The 17,353-nt window shown below is 68.9% G+C and carries 15 protein-coding genes; 7 read left to right on the top strand and 8 right to left on the bottom strand.

What is annotated here, in order from left to right:
• The first annotated feature begins 4 nt into the window (after positions 1-4).
• Positions 5-919 (top strand): bifunctional methylenetetrahydrofolate dehydrogenase/methenyltetrahydrofolate cyclohydrolase FolD, encoded by a 915-nt coding sequence (gene folD / locus QHF89_RS30335; protein ID WP_136972702.1) that lies wholly within the window; start codon positions 5-7, stop codon positions 917-919.
• A gap of 336 nt (positions 920-1,255) precedes the next feature.
• Here the strand turns inward: folD and QHF89_RS30330 are convergent, their stop codons facing one another.
• The 5 genes from QHF89_RS30330 to lspA (QHF89_RS30310) all read right to left on the bottom strand — a co-directional run bounded on the left by QHF89_RS30330 (position 1,256) and on the right by lspA (QHF89_RS30310) (position 5,581).
• Positions 1,256-1,939, bottom strand: coding sequence for a helix-turn-helix domain-containing protein (locus tag QHF89_RS30330; protein ID WP_136972703.1), 684 nt, complete (start codon positions 1,937-1,939; stop codon positions 1,256-1,258).
• Between the two features lie 48 nt (positions 1,940-1,987).
• The gene (locus QHF89_RS30325; RefSeq protein ID WP_136972704.1) at positions 1,988-2,809 is read right to left on the bottom strand and encodes a hypothetical protein; all 822 of its coding nucleotides are present in this window, start codon (positions 2,807-2,809) and stop codon (positions 1,988-1,990) included.
• A 296-nt stretch (positions 2,810-3,105) separates the two neighbouring features.
• A complete protein-coding gene (locus QHF89_RS30320; RefSeq protein ID WP_136970835.1) occupies positions 3,106-4,134 on the bottom strand; it encodes a prolipoprotein diacylglyceryl transferase in 1,029 nt (342 codons plus the stop codon).
• A gap of 9 nt (positions 4,135-4,143) precedes the next feature.
• Positions 4,144-4,833 carry a signal peptidase II gene (gene lspA / locus QHF89_RS30315; protein WP_136929759.1) on the bottom strand — a complete coding sequence of 230 codons (690 nt, stop codon included), beginning with the start codon at positions 4,831-4,833 and terminating at the stop codon, positions 4,144-4,146.
• A gap of 97 nt (positions 4,834-4,930) precedes the next feature.
• Positions 4,931-5,581 carry a signal peptidase II gene (lspA, locus tag QHF89_RS30310; protein WP_136970836.1) on the bottom strand — a complete coding sequence of 217 codons (651 nt, stop codon included), beginning with the start codon at positions 5,579-5,581 and terminating at the stop codon, positions 4,931-4,933.
• A gap of 113 nt (positions 5,582-5,694) precedes the next feature.
• Between lspA (QHF89_RS30310) and QHF89_RS30305 the strand changes: the two genes are divergently transcribed.
• Positions 5,695-8,085 carry a DEAD/DEAH box helicase gene (locus tag QHF89_RS30305; RefSeq protein WP_136970909.1) on the top strand — a complete coding sequence of 797 codons (2,391 nt, stop codon included), beginning with the start codon at positions 5,695-5,697 and terminating at the stop codon, positions 8,083-8,085.
• Positions 8,086-8,095: 10 nt separating this feature from the next.
• Here QHF89_RS30305 and QHF89_RS30300 read toward each other — a convergent pair whose 3' ends face one another.
• Together QHF89_RS30300 and QHF89_RS30295 are read right to left on the bottom strand one after the other, a co-directional pair.
• A complete protein-coding gene (locus QHF89_RS30300; RefSeq protein ID WP_136970837.1) occupies positions 8,096-8,608 on the bottom strand; it encodes a hypothetical protein in 513 nt (170 codons plus the stop codon).
• A 19-nt stretch (positions 8,609-8,627) separates the two neighbouring features.
• Entirely contained in the window at positions 8,628-10,028 is a 1,401-nt protein-coding gene (locus QHF89_RS30295; RefSeq protein ID WP_136970838.1) for a sulfatase, read from the bottom strand.
• Between the two features lie 94 nt (positions 10,029-10,122).
• Between QHF89_RS30295 and QHF89_RS30290 the strand changes: the two genes are divergently transcribed.
• Positions 10,123-12,255, top strand: coding sequence for a DUF4139 domain-containing protein (locus QHF89_RS30290; RefSeq protein ID WP_136970839.1), 2,133 nt, complete (start codon positions 10,123-10,125; stop codon positions 12,253-12,255).
• A gap of 59 nt (positions 12,256-12,314) precedes the next feature.
• On the opposite strand, the gene QHF89_RS30285 is transcribed toward QHF89_RS30290, so the two are convergent.
• Positions 12,315-14,141, bottom strand: coding sequence for an aconitase family protein (locus QHF89_RS30285; protein WP_136970840.1), 1,827 nt, complete (start codon positions 14,139-14,141; stop codon positions 12,315-12,317).
• 370 nt (positions 14,142-14,511) lie between these two features.
• Between QHF89_RS30285 and QHF89_RS30280 the strand changes: the two genes are divergently transcribed.
• The 4 genes from QHF89_RS30280 to accC all read left to right on the top strand — a co-directional run bounded on the left by QHF89_RS30280 (position 14,512) and on the right by accC (position 17,265).
• Positions 14,512-14,868 carry a roadblock/LC7 domain-containing protein gene (locus QHF89_RS30280; RefSeq protein ID WP_136934686.1) on the top strand — a complete coding sequence of 119 codons (357 nt, stop codon included), beginning with the start codon at positions 14,512-14,514 and terminating at the stop codon, positions 14,866-14,868.
• On the top strand, positions 14,865-15,326 hold the full coding sequence (gene aroQ, locus QHF89_RS30275) for a type II 3-dehydroquinate dehydratase (RefSeq protein WP_136970841.1): 462 nt from the start codon (positions 14,865-14,867) through the stop codon (positions 15,324-15,326). The genes QHF89_RS30280 and aroQ overlap by 4 nt, the downstream gene beginning before the upstream one ends.
• 135 nt (positions 15,327-15,461) lie before the next feature.
• A complete protein-coding gene (accB, locus tag QHF89_RS30270; protein WP_136970910.1) occupies positions 15,462-15,899 on the top strand; it encodes an acetyl-CoA carboxylase biotin carboxyl carrier protein in 438 nt (145 codons plus the stop codon).
• Positions 15,900-15,927: 28 nt separating this feature from the next.
• Positions 15,928-17,265, top strand: coding sequence for an acetyl-CoA carboxylase biotin carboxylase subunit (gene accC / locus QHF89_RS30265; protein WP_136970842.1), 1,338 nt, complete (start codon positions 15,928-15,930; stop codon positions 17,263-17,265).
• The last annotated feature ends 88 nt before the right edge of the window (positions 17,266-17,353 follow it).

The raw sequence follows: 17,353 nt of genomic DNA, 5'->3' as shown, positions 1-17,353 counted from the left end.
CCGCATGAGTGGATCTCAGTCGTCGCTCGGGGGCGGTGCTCCGGCAAGCGGTGTCACGCCCCCGAACCCCCTCCTCGACGGGAAAGCCCTGGCGCAAAAGGTGCGCGACGAGGTGCGCGAAGACGTCGCGCGGTTCGTCGCAAAGCACGGTCGTCCGCCCGGCCTCGACGTGATCCTCGTCGGCGAGGACGCGGCAAGCGTGGTCTACACGCGCAACAAGGAAAAAGCCTCAAACGAGGTCGGCATGCGAGGCCGGCTCCACCGGCTGCCCGCCGAGACGAGCGAAGCCGAGCTGCTCGACCGAATCGCCACGCTGAACGCAGACGAGACGGTCGACGGGATCCTCGTACAACTCCCGCTGCCAAAGCACATCCGCGAGGATCTGGTCATCGAAGCCGTCTCGCCGGCCAAGGACGTGGACGGCTTCCACCCGATCAACGCAGGTCGGCTGGCCACAGGCAAAGCCTCGCTCGTGCCCTGCACGCCCACCGGATGCATGCGGCTGATCGCAGAGACAGGTCGCTCGCTCGAAGGAGTACGCGCCGTCGTCGTCGGTCGAAGCAACATCGTGGGCAAACCCATGTCGATGCTGCTGCTCGGAGCCAACGCAACCGTGACGATGGCGCACTCACGCACGAAGGATCTCCCGGCCGTCTGTCGCGAAGCCGACGTGCTGGTCGTCGCCGTAGGCCGCGCGCGCATGGTGAAAGGCGACTGGATCAAAGAAGGCGCCGTCGTGATCGACGTGGGCATGAACCGCGACGAATCCGGCAAACTCTGCGGCGACGTCGACACCAACAGCGCCCGCACCCGCGCCTCCTTCATCACCCCCGTCCCCGGCGGCGTCGGCCCCATGACCATCGCATGCCTGTTGCAGAACACAGCACGCGCAGCATGGGCCCGCATGGCGGCTGGCTGAGGGCGCGGCGCTGGGGCTTTGCCCCAGGCCCCAGGAGGGGGCTGTCCGCCCCCTCCACCCCGGACCAGCCAGGGGCTGGACCCAAGCTCGATGAACTGCGCGATGCGCAGTTCATCGAACAGGCCCGGTCAAGACCAGCAGCGGCGTTGCCGATCAAGACAGCCGCGCTGCGGGTGCTGCTGGCACCCCGGCTTCTTCGTCGGCCTGTTTGAAAAACTGCGCGGAGCGCAGTTTTTCAACCCTCGGTCCAGGCCGTGCCTGGTCCGGGTCCAGGGGTGGACAACCCCTGGTCGGGGTCCGGGGTGAAACCCCGGGCGGGCGGCGTCACGCTGCCTGCTAGAGCCTCTGCGCGTACGTCATGACGAGGTACATGATCGTGTCGGTTGCGTCGGGGTTTCGGTAGACGTGTGGCACGTCGGCTTCGAAGACGATGGCGTCGCCTGTCGCGAGCATCCGTTTTTCGGTGCCGATCGTCATTTCGCAGCGGCCTGCGTTGACCACGAGGTTTTCGACGGTCCCTGGTGGGTGTGGGTCGGCGTGTTCTTCGGCGTGGGGGGCGAGACGCAGCTCGTAGAACTCGACGCTGCGTGGCCGGTCCATCGGGAAGAGGGCGCGGGATTGGAAGGACCCGTCGATGCTGCGTAGTACGCGGGCGCGTGCGGCGGGCAGAACCATCGCGCCGGGGCCGGATTCGGGGTTGATGAGCGCGGAGAAGGGCACGTCGAGGGCGCGTGCGATCTTCCAGAGCACGCTGATCGTGGGTGTGCTTTGGCCGAGCTCGATTTGCCCCAGCATGGCGCGGCTCACGCCGGAGGCGCGTGCGAGCTTTTCCAGGGAGAGACCACGCTCGGTGCGTAGGCGCTTCAGGTTGCCGCTGACCACGGGTGCGATGTCGGCGGCGGCTTCTCCGGGCGGAGCGGCGGTTGCGCTCTCCTCGGGCGTCTCCTCGGCCGGTTTTGCGGGCGCCTCCTCGGGGGTGACGTCCTCTGCTGGCCGTGCTTTGCCCTTCGTCGCTTTCATTTGGGGCGCGTACTTTCGGGGATGGCTCCGATCCCGTCAAGAACGCGGCTACAGCGTGAACCCTGCGACGGTTGCCGCGCCTGCTTGGATCGGAAGCTGGATCATGAAGCCTTGCTGGTTCGCGTCTGTCAGCGTGAACGTGCGTTGCTCGGCTGTCTGGGGCGCATCGACGTCGAAGACGAGGATCACGCCGGCCGGGCCGGTGAGGTTCGTCGAGTTCGAATAGATCCCCACGCCCGTGTCGTAGACGACCTCTGCGCCGGGAAGCTGCGTTGTGAGCGTGACGCCGGAGAGCGGCTGGTTGTTGCGTGAAACCTTGATGATGAGGTGCGCGCGTGTCGTCGTGTTGATGACGATCGGCGCGGGCAAGGTTCCCGCGATCGATGCGAGCATGTTGCGATCGACGACGGGCAGGGTCACGGGGCCCGAGGAGGGCACGCGCACGGACGAGTGCGTGGAGAAGATGCCCGTGGCGCCGAGGGTCTCGTCGCGCACGAAGATCCAGGGCGTGCCGCTGATCACGGAGGGCAGGCTGAAGCTTGTGACCATGTCCCCGTAGGGCGCTTCGAGGAGCGTGCCCGTGTTCGAGGTGGCGAAGATTGTCGCGGCGCCGGCGTAGGGGCCGATTTGCGTGAAGCTCGGATCGTTCAGCACGCCTACGTTGCCGGTGACGTCGTTCGAGAGTGTTCCGCCCTCGCCGCCCTGCCCTCCTCCGCCGCCGCTCGGGTTGATCCCGCCGCTTGGGTTGACGCAGCCGGGGCCTGTGCAGGGAGGCCGCGGACCGAGGTCGGTCTCCGCGGACCCACACGCTGCCGCGATGCACACGAGGCTCGTGAACACGACGAGGGAAAGCGAAGAGGAATTCGTCATGGCGCAAGGATATGCGCTTCCCGGGTCCGGCAAAATGCTTCCCGGGGCGGGCGCTCGAATCCGGCGCGGATGACGAGAGCGCCGAACCGTTCGGCGCTCTGCGAGATCGCGAAGCGAGCTCGCCTCGGGGGGTGAATCGACCGGGCTTTGCCCGGGCGAGAGGGGGACGCGAGGCGTCCCCCTCGGGACAGAAGGGTGAATCGACCGGGCTTTGCCCGGGCGAGAGGGGGACGCGAGGCGTCCCCCTCGGGACAAAAGAGCTAGAACATCGAGCGGTTGTCAAACCGATCGATGTTCTAGCTCGCGGTCGCGGTGGTTGCGGTCGGGGGAGCTGGGGGCGTGGCCGCGGAGGCGCGGGTGCGCTGCTTGTGGAGCGCGAAGGCGAGCCCGCAGATGGCGAGGCCGATGAGCTGCGAGGTCGAGAGGCCGAGGAGGGCGCCGCGATCGTCGGCGCGGAAGAATTCGAGCACGAACCGGCCGACGGCGTAGAGCGCGAGGAACGAGACGAAGACTTGGCCGTCGTAGCGCTTCCTGCTGTGGACGTAGAGCAGGCAGAAGGCTGCGATCGCGAAGGAGACGGCCGACTCGTAGATCTGCGTCGGGTGCACGGGGTGCGAGACGTGGTTCAGGCCGGGCAGCTCGTGGAGCTTCCACTGCGCCTCGCTCGCCGGGCTGTTCGCGGGGAACGCGAGCCCGAGCGGCCCGTCTGTGCGCACGCCGAAGCAGCAGCCCGCGAGCAGACAGCCCATGCGCCCGAAGCCGAGGCCGAGCGGCACGGCGAACCCGGCCATGTCCGCGGCTTTCCAGAAGGGAAAGCGATCCCGCTTGAGCAGGTAGACTGCCATCAGCGACGAGCCGATGAACCCGCCGTAATACGCGAGCCCGCCTTGCCAGAACTTCGCCCACGCGAAGCAGTCGCGCGCCGGCGGGTGACAGACCCCGCGCGCCGCGTCCCAGACCCCGCGCGCCACGCGTTCTTCCTCGCCGAAGGGGTACCAGCCGAAGAGGTTGAGCCCCGAGCCGCGCGGGACGAGCTGCGCGCACTGCGCCTCGTTGTAGGGCCAGTCGACCTTCGTGGGGTCGGTGCAGAGGTGCACGTAGTCCCAGAAGTAGCCGTCTGCGATCACGTGGAGCAGGCGCCCGCCGACGACGCCCATGAGCAGACATGCGAGCCCGAGATCGACGATGACGTCGGGATCCTGCCCGATGCGCCGCGCCCACATGGATCCGAGGGCCGTGGCGAAGAGGAAGCCCGTGAGGAGCAGGCCGAAATAGGCCGGGAACCCGATGTCGAGGTAGAAGACGCGGAAGAGCTCGGGTCGCATGGCTCCTTTTCAGGAAGAGGCTTCTTCGGCCTTCTTCGGCGGCGCGCTCTTCTTGCGCGACGTGAACATGTCGACGCCCATCAGGATCACGCCGGCCACGATCGCGATGTCCGCGATGTTGTACGTCGGCCAGTGGTACTCGCGCATCGGCCCCGAGATCGACTCGACCAGCTTGTCGAGGCCGGTGCCGTTGCCGATGTACATGTCGATGAAGTCGATGACGTGCCCGTAGCGGATGCGGTCGACGAGGTTGCCGAGCGCGCCGCCGAGCACGAGGGGCAGGCCCCACCGGAGCGCCGTCTGGTTCGGGGCGAGCTTGCGGTAGAGCGAGACGATGAAGGCGATCGCCACGACCGACACGAGCACGAAGAACGGCCTGCGCACGTTCTCGCTTTGATCCTGGAGCAGGCCCCAGGCGCCGCCGCGGTTGTGCGCGAGCGCGAGCGAGAGGTAGCCCTTGATGAGGTCGACGCGGGCGAACGGCTTGTCGAGGTTCTGGACCGCCCACCACTTGCTGCCGAGATCGAGCGCCAGCGTGACGATCGCGACCACGCCGAGGAAGACGTACGAGGCGCGGTAGGGCGGCGCGGCCTTCGGGGCCTCGCCCGCCCCGGTCTCCGGGGCCTCCGCGCTCGGCTCGTTCGACCCCTCGGCAGCCGTGTGGGCGGCCTCTTGCTCCTCGGATTTCTCTTCCGTCATGGTCTTCGCGCTGGTGCGCCGAAAAGGCGCGCCGGATCTTTCGGTAGCGTGTTCGGCGGTACCCCGAGGCGTGTCGGCTGTCCAGTGTCGAATTGCCTCACGCCTCTCCTGGCGGAGGCAGAGGCGAAGGCGGCGCGGGGCTCGCGGTCAAGGGCTCGGCGGGCGGCATGGGCTCGCCCAATCCGCCGCGCGTCTTGCGCGACAGGAACGTATCGAGGGCCATGAGCAGGACGCCGGCGACGATGGCGATGTCGGCGACGTTGAAGGTCGGCCAGTGGATCTCGCGGCCGTTCCGGATGACGTAGAAGTCGATGAAGTCGATGACCGAGCCGTAGCGGATGCGGTCGACGAGGTTGCCGACCGCGCCGCCGAGCGCGAGGGGCAGGCCCCAGCGCATCGCCCACTGATCGCGGTGGATGCGGCGGTAGACCGAGACGATGAAGACGATGGCGGCCGAGGAGACGAAGAGGAAAAACGGGCGCCGGAGGTTCTCGGGCAAGCTGCGGAGGAAGCTCCACGCCCCGCCCGGGTTCAGCGTGTAGATGAAGTCGAAGTGATCCTTGATCACCTCGATGCTCTTCGGGCGGCCCTTGTCTGCTCCGGACAACGCGGCCTTCGCCCAGCCCTTCGAGGCCAGATCGGCCGCGGCGGACACGACCGTGATCACGGCGAGAAAGAGCATGGAGGGGCGGTAGGCGTCGTCCGGGGGCGCCTCCGCGCGCTTCTCCTCGGCGTCTTGTCCGGTCATGGGGTCGACCATGTGTACGCGATGGGCCACGGACCTGCAAAGCGGCCCAGCGTGCCTCGTTGTTCCCCGGGGCGTGGTGGCGCACCGCGGTACATCCGTTTAGTATGCGCGCCATGCCGCTGCCGCCGTGGAAGCAGCCCGTGGGCGTTGATGCCGTGATCGAAGGCTGGCTCGCCTCCGGGTACGTGCGCCCTTGCCTGACCGCCGATCGGGCCCTGCCCGCGTCCGAGGGCGACTACCGCGAGATCCCCGCCGATCTGCCCGATGCGTTGCGCCGCGCCCTCGCGTCCCGCGGGATCACGCGGCTCTACGCGCACCAGGCCGAGGCGCTCGTGGCTGCGCGGGAGCGCAAGCACGTGGTGGTCGCGACGCCGACGGCGAGCGGCAAGAGCATGTGCTTCCACCTGCCCGTGCTCTCGGCGCTCATGGCCGATCCCGACGCGAGCGCGATCTACCTCTACCCGACGAAGGCGCTCTCGCGGGACCAGGAAGCCGGGGTGCAGAAGCTCATCCGCGACGCGGGGCTCACCATCCCGGCCATCGTCTACGACGGGGACACGCCCGGTGATGCGCGGCGCGCGGCCCGCGAGCGTAGCCCCATCGTGATGACGAATCCCGACATGCTGCACGCGGGGATCCTGCCGCATCACGCGCACTGGGCGCGGACGTTCCAGCGGCTCAAGTACGTGGTGCTCGACGAGCTGCACACGTACCGCGGGGTGTTCGGATCCCACGTGGCGCACGTGCTCGCGCGCGTGCGGCGCGTGGCGCAGTTCCACGGGTCGGATCCGATTTTCTTGTGCGCGACGGCGACGATCGGGAACCCGGGGGAGCACGCGTCGCGGCTGCTCGGGGTGCCGGAGGATCGGATCCGCGTGGTCGGCGAGTCGGGCGCGCCGCGGGGGGCGCGGCGGCTCTTCGTCTACAACCCGCCCGTCGTGAACGCGGAGCTCGGCGTGCGCGCGAGCACGCTGAAAGCGTCGGTGCGCCTCGCGGTGGATCTCATCCGGGCGCGCGTGCCGACGATCGTGTTCGGCCAGTCGCGGAACTCCGTGGAGATCATGCTGAAGTACCTGCGTGATCGCGTGGGCGACGAGGTCGGGCCCGACGCGATCATGGCGTACCGCGGCGGTTATCTGCCGGAGACACGGCGGCGCGTGGAGCACGGCCTTCGGGAAGGAGAGATCCTCTGCGTCGTGGCCACGAACGCGCTCGAGCTCGGGATCGACATCGGCGAGCTCGATGCGGTCGTCTGCGCGGGCTACCCGGGCAGCATCGCGGCGACGTGGCAGCGCTTCGGCCGCGCAGGGAGGCGCGGCGGGACGAGCATCGCGGTGATGGTCGCGAACTCGAACGCGCTCGATCAGTACCTGGCGACGAACCCCGAGTACCTCCTGCGCGGCGAGATCGAGCAGGCGAGGATCGATCCGGACAACACCGAGATCCTGATCCAGCACCTCAAGTGCGCGGCGTTCGAGATGCCGTTTCTGCGCGGCGAGGACTACCGCGGCATGGATCCCGAGAACACCGAGGCGGCGCTGCGGTTCCTCGCCGGGCACGGCGTGGTGCACGAGTCCGAGGATCGGTTCCACTGGTCGACGGACGCGTACCCGGCGAACCACGTGAGCCTAAGGACCGTGGGCTGGGACAACTTCGTCATCATCGATCGCGCCCAGGGCAAGGTCCTCGCCGAGCTCGATTTCCGCTCGACGCACACGATGCTGCACGAGCAGGCGATCTACCAGCACGACGGCGAGCAGTACCAGGTGGAGAAGCTCGACTACGAGAACCACAAGGCGTTCGTCACGAAGGTCGAGCCCGACTACTTCACGACAGCGATGACGAAGCGAAAGGTGGCCGTCATCGAGGAGAGCGCGCGCGCGCCGCTCGGCCGGGCGATGTCCGGCTGGGGCGAGGTGAGCGTCGTGGAGAAGATCGTCGGGTACAAGAAGATCAAGTTCCACACGCACGAGAACACGGGCTACGGCGACGTGCGGCTGCCGGACATGCAGATGCACACGACGAGCTTCTGGCTGACGGTGCCGGAGGAGGTGTGCATGGAGCTCGGGCTCGGGCGCGCCGCCGCGATCGAGGGGATGCGCGGGATCGCGGTCGCGCTGGAGACGGTCTCGACGCTCGCGCTCATGTGCGATCCGCGGGACCTCGGGCAGACGCTCGGCGACGGCGGCGACGACGGGGGGTTTGGGGGCGTAGACCGCGTAGGCGGGCGGAGCCCCCAAGCGTCGACCAACCAGCCGCCGCAAGCGTCGGGCGGGCCGCACGCCGGGTTCGATCCGACGATCTTCCTCTTCGACAACGTGCCGGGCGGCGTGGGCTTGGCGGAGCGGATCTACGAGTCGGCGCACGAACTCGTGGCACGGACGCGGCAGCTCGTTTCACGGTGCACGTGCCAGGCCGGGTGCCCGATGTGCGTGGGCGCGACGAGCGGAGACGGGATCCGGAAGAAGGCGGCGCTCGGGCTGCTCGCCTCGATCTTTCACTGAAACGAGGGCGTCAGTCGTCGCGCCCGGCCGCGTCGTCGTCGTCGTCGCCGACGTCGGCGACGCGGGATCGGTCCTTCGTGAGCGGCGGGTAGAGGTTCTCCACGAAGGCCTCGGACACGACCCCTGCGATCCGCGTGTCCATCTCGGACAGGTGGGCGCGTAGCTCCGCGATCGCGAGCTCCAGCGCGGCTTTCAGCGTTCGCTGGCGCGGCAGCGACTCCCGATCCATCGCGGCCGTCGCTTCGCCGAGGCGCTCCCCGTCGGAGGCGTGTGGCTTGAACGTCGCCGCGCGGATCGCGCCGCGGTACCGCACGCGCTCGCGCTCCAGGAAGTCGCGGTACGCCTTCACGGCGCCGGAGAGCTCCTGGATGCAGTTGTCGAGCCGCGTGAGCTCTTTGCGCAGCGCCTTCTTCGACTCGCCGTCGAACCCGCTGTGCTCCACGTGCGCGGCCAGCGTCGCGTAGATCTCGCGCGCCCAGCGCAGGTGGCGGAGCCCCGAGGCGCCTCGCGTGAGTTTGTCCACGGCTCGTCGTTCCCTTCCTTCAGCAGGGCTTCTTCTTGTTCTTGCCCTTCAGCTTCTCGCGCATCTTCGGGCAGACGTCCTTGATCGTGCCGCTCTTCTCCTTGTAGGCGGCCTTGATCTTCTCGAACTCGTCCGCGTTCTTCTTCTTGAGATCCACCTTCTCGGCCGGATCGTCCTTCACGTTGAAGAAGCGGTAGCCCGCGTCGTCGCCCTCGGCGATGAGCTTGTAGTCGCCGCGGACGAAGGCCCGGCGGCGGTCGTTGTCGCTCGTGCGCGGCAGGTCCATGATCACGTCGCGCTTCTCGGGATCCTTGCCGTAGAGCTCCGGCACGAGGCTCGTGCCCTGCATGGCCGGATCCTTGGGCTGGCCGAACATCTCGAGGATCGTGGGCGCGAGATCGACGCCGCTGCGCGGCTCGTCGATCTGGCGAGGCACGACGCCCGGGGCGCGGATGATGAGCGGCACGTGCGTGAGCACGTCCCAGAGCTCGAAGCCGTGGCGGTACATGCCGTGCTCGCCGAACGCGTCGCCGTGGTCGCTCGAGATGATGATCGCCGTGCGCTTGCCCCACTCCTGGGAATCGACGAACTCGAAGAGCTTGCCGAGGTGCTGATCGGTGAACGTGACCTCGGCGTCGTACTTGTCGCGCGTCGACTTGCCGTACGGGCCGATGCCGTCGTGCGGCATGTACTGATCGTGCGGGTCGAGGAAGTGGAACCAGGCGAAGAAGCGGCCGCCCGTGTTCGCCTTCTCCGAGAGGATCTTCTTCGCGAGATCGAAGTGCTGCGGGCTCGTGACGTTCTTGTCCGTGGTGTTGTCCACCGAGAGGCCCGGGATGATCTCGTAGACGTCGAACCCCTGCCGGAAGCCGGCCTTCTGATCGAAGTAGAAGTGCGCGTGCGCGGTCAACGTGCGGACGCCGGCCTTCTGCAGGAGCTCGGGGAACATGAGCACGCTGTCGGGGTAGTTGCCGAAGAAGTAGCCGCTGCGCTCGAGCTCGCTCGGGTACCGGCCGGCGAGGAAGCCGCCGAGGCTCATCGCCGTGTACGAGGAGATGGCGTAGAAGCGCGAGTACGAGACCGCGCTCTTCGCGAACTTCGTGAGCACCGGCGCGATGTCGCGGGGGTAGCCGAGCCAGGGCATGTCAGCCCGCAAGCTGTCGACCGTGACCACGAGGACGTTGAGGTCCTTCGGGAGGCCCGTCGCATCGGCGGGCGCGGCCTTCGGGGCTTCGGCGGTCGGGGCAGCCGGCGCCGCGCTCGCGGCGGGCGCGATCGAGACGACCGGAGCCGCGGCGCTCGTGGCCTCCGCGGCAGGCGTCGCAGCAGGCTTCGGGGGCTGGGATTCGCCGTTCTGGGTGCAGGCAGCGGAGGCCCCGAGGAGGGCCAGGAACGCGGTACAGCGCAGAGCAGAGGGCATGGCGCCGGCTATCTACCCCCGTTCGTGCCGGACGGCCGCGAAAACCGCACATTTTGCTGTAAGGGCGCGTATCCTCGCGCGTTCGAGGCAACGCATGAGCCGTTTTTCTCGCTTTCGACTGGGCACTGTTGGTGGATTCCTCCTTCTGGCCTCCGCGGTCCCCCTCGCGGGATGCGCGCGCGGGCCCGACGTACAGAGCGGTCTCGCGCTGCGGCGCGTGGTCATCTACCGCAACGGCGTCGGGTACTACGAGCGCGCCGGGCACGTGGAAGATCCCGAGGTCGCGTTCAAGGTCCGCACCGAGCGCATCGGCGACTTCCTCGCCACGCTCGCCGTGATGGAGCAGGGCGGGAGCAGCGTGCGCAGCGCGTCGTTCCCGGTCGAGCTCGACAAGGACAAGGAAGCCGACGACGGCGAAGAGGAGGACGAGGACGCCGAGGCCGAGCCCGCCCCCGAGCCGCGTTACGGCATGCCGATGCCGCCGCAGCCGCCGAAGAAGAAGAAGAAGAAGAAGGGCGACGGGCGCGAGACGGTGCGGCTTTCGCTCGACGGCGAGGAGCACGATCTCGTGGTCGGGTACGTCGCGGAGACGCCGGTCTGGCGGCCCTCGTATCGCCTGGTGATCGGCAAGGGCGAGAGCACCGGCTCGGGGAAGGCGGATTTGCAGGCCTGGGGCATCGTGCAGAACCAGTCGGGCGAGGACTGGAAGGGCGTGCGGCTCTCGCTCGTCGCAGGCGCGCCGCTCGCGTTCCAGGCGACCCTCGACAAACCCGTGGTGCCGCCGCGCCCCGTGGTGACGGATCAAGGCGAGGTGATCGCGTCGGTGCCCGTGGGCGAGACGAGCCTGCCCACGTTTGCGCCGCCGGCGTCTCCGCCGCCCCCGCCCATGCCGATGGACGCGTCGGGCACCGAGGAAGGTGAGAGCCTCGACGGTCTGCTCGCCGAGGCCGAGGCCGCGAAGGATGAGGCGGAAGACGGCGATTTTGCCGCGGGTCGGGGTCGATTGGGGGGGCCGACCTCGTCGACGACGCGAGCGGCGCCTGCGAAGAAGGGGCGCGTGGCGGCGAACTACGGCGGCGGATATCCCGGCGCCGGCAGTGCGGCCTCGCAAATGCCGTATCCGACGGAGATGCCGCGCCCGGTGACGCCGTCGAACCCGCGCAACGTGAACGCGCTCGCGGCCGTCGCGATGGAGGGCGGCACGACGCGCTACGATCTCCCCTTCCCCGTCGACATCCCGAACAAGAGCGCGACGATGGTCCTCTTGCTGGCGCAGAGCGTGCCCGGCGAGGCGATCTTCCTCTTCTCCCCCGACGGCGGCGTGCGTGACTCGTTCGCGCATCCGTTCCGCGTCGCGCGCTTCACGAACAACACGAAGGGCATCCTCGAAAAGGGGCCGATCGCGGTGTTCGACGGTGGCGCGTTCCTCGGGCAAGGCATGGTCGATCCGCTGCCGCCCGGGGCCATCGCCACGGTGCCGTTCGCCCTCGAACGGGGCCTCGCCGTGACCACGGATCGCACGGAGGACGAGCTCAGCGCGCGCCTCGCGAAGATCGAGGCGGGGCAGCTCTTCATCGAGCGCGACTGGGTCTACCACACGAAGTACACGATCAAGAACGGCACGGACCTCGACGCGAAGACGCTCGTGAAGCACGCGCGGATGCCCGGGACGCGGCTCGAAAACCCGCCCAAGGGCACGGAGGACAACGTCGGCACGGGCAGCGCGCTCGTCCCGCAGGCGACGCCGAAGCGCGGGACGAACGTGCTCGACGTGGAGGAGCGTCGCAGCTTCACGCGCCAGGTCGACGTGCTGTCGCAGCTCGCCGACGACGCGGTGAAGGCCTACATGAACGACGCGCGCGCCGACAAGGCCGTGGTGGCGGACCTGAAGAAGACGTGGGAGGCGCGCGGCAAGCTGCGCACCGCGCTCGACGAGCGGAACAAGCTCCAGTCGGAGCAGAACACGCTGGAGCGCGAGAGCGAGCAGCTCCGGCGCAACCTCAAGGCGATCGAGAAGATCAAGGACGACCCGCGGGATACCGTGTCGCGCCAGAACACCGAGAAGATGCGGCAGGACTTCACGGATCGGCTCGGCAAGGCCTCGACGCGCCTCGGCGAGCTCACGAAGCGCCTGACGATCCTCGAGATCGAGGTGAACGAGCAGTCGGTGCGGCTGCGGGATCTGCTCGCCTCGATCAAGCTGGAGAAGGCGCTGCCGACCCCGTGACGCGTGCGTGAGCGGGGGGCGCCGCGCGGCCGACGCCGCGAGGGCCCCCCTCCCCTCTTTCAGGCCTTCGAGGCCTTCGATGAACCCGGGGAACGCGACGTCCCCGCGTGCGTCCACGTCCGCTCCGCGCCGAGCGCGAGCCAGGTCATCTGGATCGTTTGCTCTCCAACGACAGCGCCGACCTTGTCCCCCCACGCGGCGGGCTCGGGCAAGGAGAGGCTCTTTTGCCCCTTCAACCCGTCGAGCGACGCGGGCGGCACCTCGAACGTCGCGATGCCTTCGCTCGCCAGCGCGGCCACGGCCGTGCTGGGGACAAAGGGCGCGACGACGGCGCGGAGCGCGGGCAGATCGATCGTCTTTTCCACGACGGCGCGGACCTCGTCGAGCGAGCGCAGCACGACCACGACGCCGCCCGCGAGGGGCGGACCTCCGGGCGTCGGCGGCACCTCTGTGGGCTTGCCGTTCGCGCTCGGTCGAGCCGCGCCTTCGATGAGGTCGAGCACGAGCGGCCCCTTCCACGACGCCGGCGGCGGCAAGGCGGGCGACTTGCCCGCGGCCGCGCCCTCGCCCTTCTTGTCGCGCAGCACGAGCACATCGTCGGTGGGGAGCGCGCGCGGCACGGTCACGCGCACGGGGCGCTTGAACGAGCGCGGATCGCCGACGGTCCCCGTGGCCACCGCGTACGCGAGCGTCTCGGCCGAGGCCACGACGAATGACGGCACGCCCGGCACGCGCGGGGCGGGTTCCGCCGTGCGCAGCGAGAGCGTCCCCGCCGGCGGCGGATACAACTCGCCCGTCACGACGCGCCGATCGGGCTCGATGATGCGCGCGCCCGTCGCCACGAGATCCACGAGCGCGCCCGACTGCGCGAGGACCTCGAGCACCTGGCGCGACGGCGGCGCCACGAGCAGATCGAGCCGGGAAGGAACACGCTTCGACTTGAGCAGGAGCGCGGCCGCGAGCATGTCCCGGAGCGTCACCCCCGAGTCGCCGCCGAGCACGACCTGACCCACGGGCTTGCCCGCGAGATCCCGGACGGGCCGCACGACACCCGCCTCGTCCATGAGGAGCGGATCCACCGTGCTGAGATCGAGCGAGACGACCTCTTCGCACGGTGCGCCCGGGTCGGGGACGAGGGCGCGATGGGCCTTGGAGCGGCGCTGATCCCGAAGGAACACTTCCGTCTTCTCGTCGCTCACGAACAGGGCCGCGGCGGCGCCGACCTGCGGCGCGATGCCGCAGAGCACCGCGCGCTCCGCGACCGAGAGCAGGCGCGCGCTCGGGCCCGCGAACTCCAGCACGACGGGCGCGTGGTGCTCGGCCTCGATGCGCCGCACGATCTCGTCGATGCCCCGGCGCAGGAGCTCGAGCGCCACGTCGCGCGCGCACACGAACGGGCGCACGCGGCCCGAGAGGTGGATCTGCACGCTGCGTGGCGGGCGCACCCAGGTCGAGCCCGTCGCGAGGGCCTGGCCGAGCTGGCTCGGCGAGACCACGAGGGTCAACATCCCGACCCCGCCGACGGGGGCGAGGCGCGCGTCGTCCGTGAGCGCGAGCCTCGCCGGCGCGGCGAAGCGCTCGAGGTGCACGGGCGCGGGGAAGCCGATGCCGCCGCGGGCGATGGGCACGTTGTACGCAGGCAGCTCCGGCGAGACGGCCTGCGGCGCGCCGGCGGCTACGTCGGCGAGCGCGCGCGCGTCGGTCACGCACGTACCGTCGTAGGCCACGGCCATCTCGACCGGGGTCTTCTTCATCCCGGCCGAGAGCGCCTCGCCGAGGGCCCGGTTGGGCGATCGCGAGAGGATGATCTGATCGACCTTGACCTGGACCAGATCTCCTCGGAGCTGCGGATCGGCGGCGCGTCCCGCGAGGATCTTCTGGGGCATCGTGCGGGGGGGATCCCCGGCTCGTGCGCGCATTTCTTTGGGCCGTCCTTCTCGTTCGGATACGTGGGGACAAACCAGGTGCCACCGCGATGGGTCGGTGGGCACGTAGCCGCGACGCACGTTAGCCGCTTGGCGGGACGAGGGTCAAGCGCCGGTGAGGGCGGGCCCGTAGGTGCGGGAATGGACCGGTTGGCATCGGGATGCAAGAGGCAAAAGAGGCTCCCCCGAGACTGCCGGGACGATCGGAGGACGTAAAGAGCGGCCGGACGGACGGGCGTCCTGGGGTGCCAGGCCTCAAATCCGAGGCTCTTCGAACGAACCTCCCCTTTCTTTTTCCCGTCCGCCTCGGGTTTCGCTAAGGTTTCAGCCCATGTTCCAGAGCGTCCTCAAGGAGGTCGTCGAAGGCACCGAGGGTGGCATCGCCAGCCTCCTCATGGATTTCGAGGGCATCCCGGTCGACAGCTACTCGAAGCCCGATGCCCCCTTCGACATCAACACGATCGGCGCGGAGTTCAGCGTCGTCATCAAGTCGATCCAGCGCGCGGCCCAGATGCTCGAGGCCGGCGATACCGCCGAGATCGCCATCGAAGCGGCGAAGGTGACGACGGTCATCCGTGTGCTGAACGAGCGGCACTTCGTCGCGGTCTCCGTGCGGCCAGACGGTAACGTCGGCAAGGCCCGGTACATGCTGCGCGTCAAGGCGCCGGTGCTGCTCAAGGACATGTGAGCACCTCGCCGAAGCGCGTCCTCGTGATCTCGGGGCCGAACCTCGACAGGCTCGGCAAGCGCGAACCTTCCATCTACGGCACGACCACCCTCGACGACATCCACAAGGCCGTCGAGGAGGTCGCGCGGAGCGAGGGCGTCGAGGTCTCGTTCCTGCAATCGAACCACGAGGGCGAGCTCGTGACGGCCATCGGGCGCGCCGCGGACGGAGGCTTTCACGGCATCGTCATGAACGGCGCCGGACTCACCCACACCTCGGTCGTCCTGCACGACGCCATCCGCGCGAGTGGCCTGCCCGTGGTCGAGGTGCACATCACGAACACCGCGGCGCGCGAACCTTTCCGTCACCACTCGATCACGGCCGGCGCGTGTCTCGGCACCGTCGCCGGCTTCGGTCCCGCGTCGTACGTGCTCGGCTTGCTGGGCCTCGTCTACCACCTGCAGCAGCGTGAAAGTTGACGGCCAGCGTCACGCCCGTGTCGCCCCCGAATCCCCTTCCTTTTTGCCGTCCTTCCGCTAGAAAGCACCCCGACGCTGGCGGGTCGCTTCCAAGGTAGAGCGGCCGCCACCACGCGGGAACGGATCGGCATGAACATCGACCTCAAGCAGCTCCGGACGCTGCTTCGCGTCCTCGAGAAGCGCAACGTCACCGAGTTCGAGTTCGAGGACGAGCACGTGCGTATCAGGCTCGCGCGTGGCGCGGGGGGCGCGCGCGTCGTCGCTTACGAAGAGCGCGCCGAGGTCGCCCCCGCCGCTCCGCCGCCCCGCGCGGTCGCGAGCGAGGCCGAAGGGGGCACGTACGTCACCTCGCCTTTCGTCGGCACCTTCTACCGCTCCCCCTCCCCCGAGGCGCCGCCCTTCGTCGAGGTCGGGAGCCACATTCGAGAAGGCCAGGCGCTCTGCATCATCGAGGCGATGAAGCTGATGAACGAGATCGAGTCCGACTGCGGCGGCATCATCGACGAAATCCTCGTCGAGAACGGCAAGCCGGTCGAGTTCGGTCAGAAGCTCTTCAGGGTCAAGCGCGGGTGAGCGCCGCTGCGGCAGAGAGGTAGGAGCCTTGTTCGGCAAGATCCTCATCGCCAACCGCGGCGAGATCGCGATGCGCGTCGTCCGGGCGTGCCGCACGCTCGGCATCCGCACGGTCGCCATTCATTCGGACGTCGATGCGGCCGCGCCCCACGTGCGGTTCGCCGACGAGGCCGTGTGCGTGGGCCCCGCGGATCCGCGACGTAGTTACCTCAACATCCCGCAGATCATCGCAGCGGCCGAGATCACTGGCGCCGACGCGGTGCACCCGGGCTACGGATTCCTCTCGGAGAACGCCGAGTTCGCCGAGCTTTGCCGTCGTTGTGGCCTGACGTTCATCGGCCCCACGCCCGAGGCGATGCGCCTCTGGGGCGACAAGGTCCGCGCGCGGGAAGCCGCGAAGAGGTTCGGGTTGCCGCTCCTCCCCGGCACGACCGTCCTGCGGGACGGCGAGGACGCCGCGGAGCAGGCCGCGCGCATCGGTTACCCCGTCATCCTCAAGGCCGCGGGCGGCGGCGGTGGTCGTGGCATGCGTGTCGTGCGCGACGACAGCGAGATCCGCCGCTCCTTCGAGACGGCGACGAGCGAGGCGCAGGCGGGCTTCAAGAACCCGGACGTCTACCTGGAGAAGTTCGTCGAGGAGCCGCGGCACATCGAGCTGCAGGTGCTCGGCGACGGCCATGGTCACATCTTCACGTTCGGCGAGCGCGAGTGCTCCTTGCAGCGTCGGCACCAGAAGATCATCGAGGAGGCGCCGAGCCCGGTCATGACGCCGGAGAAACGCGCCGAGCTCTCCGAGGTGTGCACCCAGGCGCTCGTGGAGACTGGCTACACCTCGCTCGGGACGCTCGAATTCTTGATGGATGAGCGCGGGAATCTCTACTTCATGGAGATGAACACCCGCGTGCAGGTCGAGCATCCGGTCACCGAGCTGGTGACGGGCATCGACCTCGTGGAGAACCAGATCCGCGCCGCCGCGGGGCAAGCCCTCTCCCTGCCGAGCGGCCGTGCCCTCGGTCTCCGCGGGCATGCGCTGGAGTGCCGGATCAACGCGGAAGATCCGCGCACGTTCGTCCCCTGGCCGGGCCTCATCACCGAGTACTTGCCGCCGGGCGGCGGCGGCGTGCGCGTCGACTCGGGCGTCTACGGCGGCTTCCGCGTGCCGAACAACTACGATCCCATGCTCGCCAAGGTGATCACGCACGGCGCCACCCGCGCGGAAGCGATCGCCCGCATGCGCTGCGCGCTCGACGAGTTCGTGATCGGCGGTATCCGCACGAACATCCCGCTCCACCAGGCTCTCCTGCGGGATCCGGACGTGGTCGCCGGCAAGATGTCTACGCGCACGATCGAACGACTACGATTCTAGGGAAAGCACGAACGAGCCGGACAGGCGTGAGCGAATCTCGACGAGTCCCCTTCTATCGTCGGGGTGGCTTCCCCATATTTCATCGCTA

Origin of the sequence: Polyangium sorediatum, from assembly GCF_029946465.1 — a bacterium.
Taxonomy (GTDB): Bacteria; Myxococcota_A; Polyangia; order Polyangiales; family Polyangiaceae; genus Polyangium; species Polyangium fumosum.
The sequence above is the reverse complement of the archived record's forward strand: the minus strand, read 5'-3'. Positions and strand labels throughout refer to the sequence as shown.

Coding starts and splice junctions, on each gene's coding strand:
- QHF89_RS30290 (WP_136970839.1), top strand. CDS start 10,123: ATGAGCCGTTTTTCTCGCTTTCGACTGGGCACTGTTGGTGGATTCCTC.
- QHF89_RS30325 (WP_136972704.1), bottom strand. CDS start 2,809: ATGACGAATTCCTCTTCGCTTTCCCTCGTCGTGTTCACGAGCCTCGTG.
- QHF89_RS30320 (WP_136970835.1), bottom strand. CDS start 4,134: ATGCGACCCGAGCTCTTCCGCGTCTTCTACCTCGACATCGGGTTCCCG.
- folD (WP_136972702.1), top strand. CDS start 5: ATGAGTGGATCTCAGTCGTCGCTCGGGGGCGGTGCTCCGGCAAGCGGT.
- QHF89_RS30295 (WP_136970838.1), bottom strand. CDS start 10,028: ATGCCCTCTGCTCTGCGCTGTACCGCGTTCCTGGCCCTCCTCGGGGCC.
- lspA (WP_136929759.1), bottom strand. CDS start 4,833: ATGACGGAAGAGAAATCCGAGGAGCAAGAGGCCGCCCACACGGCTGCC.
- QHF89_RS30305 (WP_136970909.1), top strand. CDS start 5,695: ATGCCGCTGCCGCCGTGGAAGCAGCCCGTGGGCGTTGATGCCGTGATC.
- lspA (WP_136970836.1), bottom strand. CDS start 5,581: ATGACCGGACAAGACGCCGAGGAGAAGCGCGCGGAGGCGCCCCCGGAC.
- QHF89_RS30285 (WP_136970840.1), bottom strand. CDS start 14,141: ATGCCCCAGAAGATCCTCGCGGGACGCGCCGCCGATCCGCAGCTCCGA.
- QHF89_RS30330 (WP_136972703.1), bottom strand. CDS start 1,939: ATGAAAGCGACGAAGGGCAAAGCACGGCCAGCAGAGGACGTCACCCCC.
- QHF89_RS30280 (WP_136934686.1), top strand. CDS start 14,512: ATGTTCCAGAGCGTCCTCAAGGAGGTCGTCGAAGGCACCGAGGGTGGC.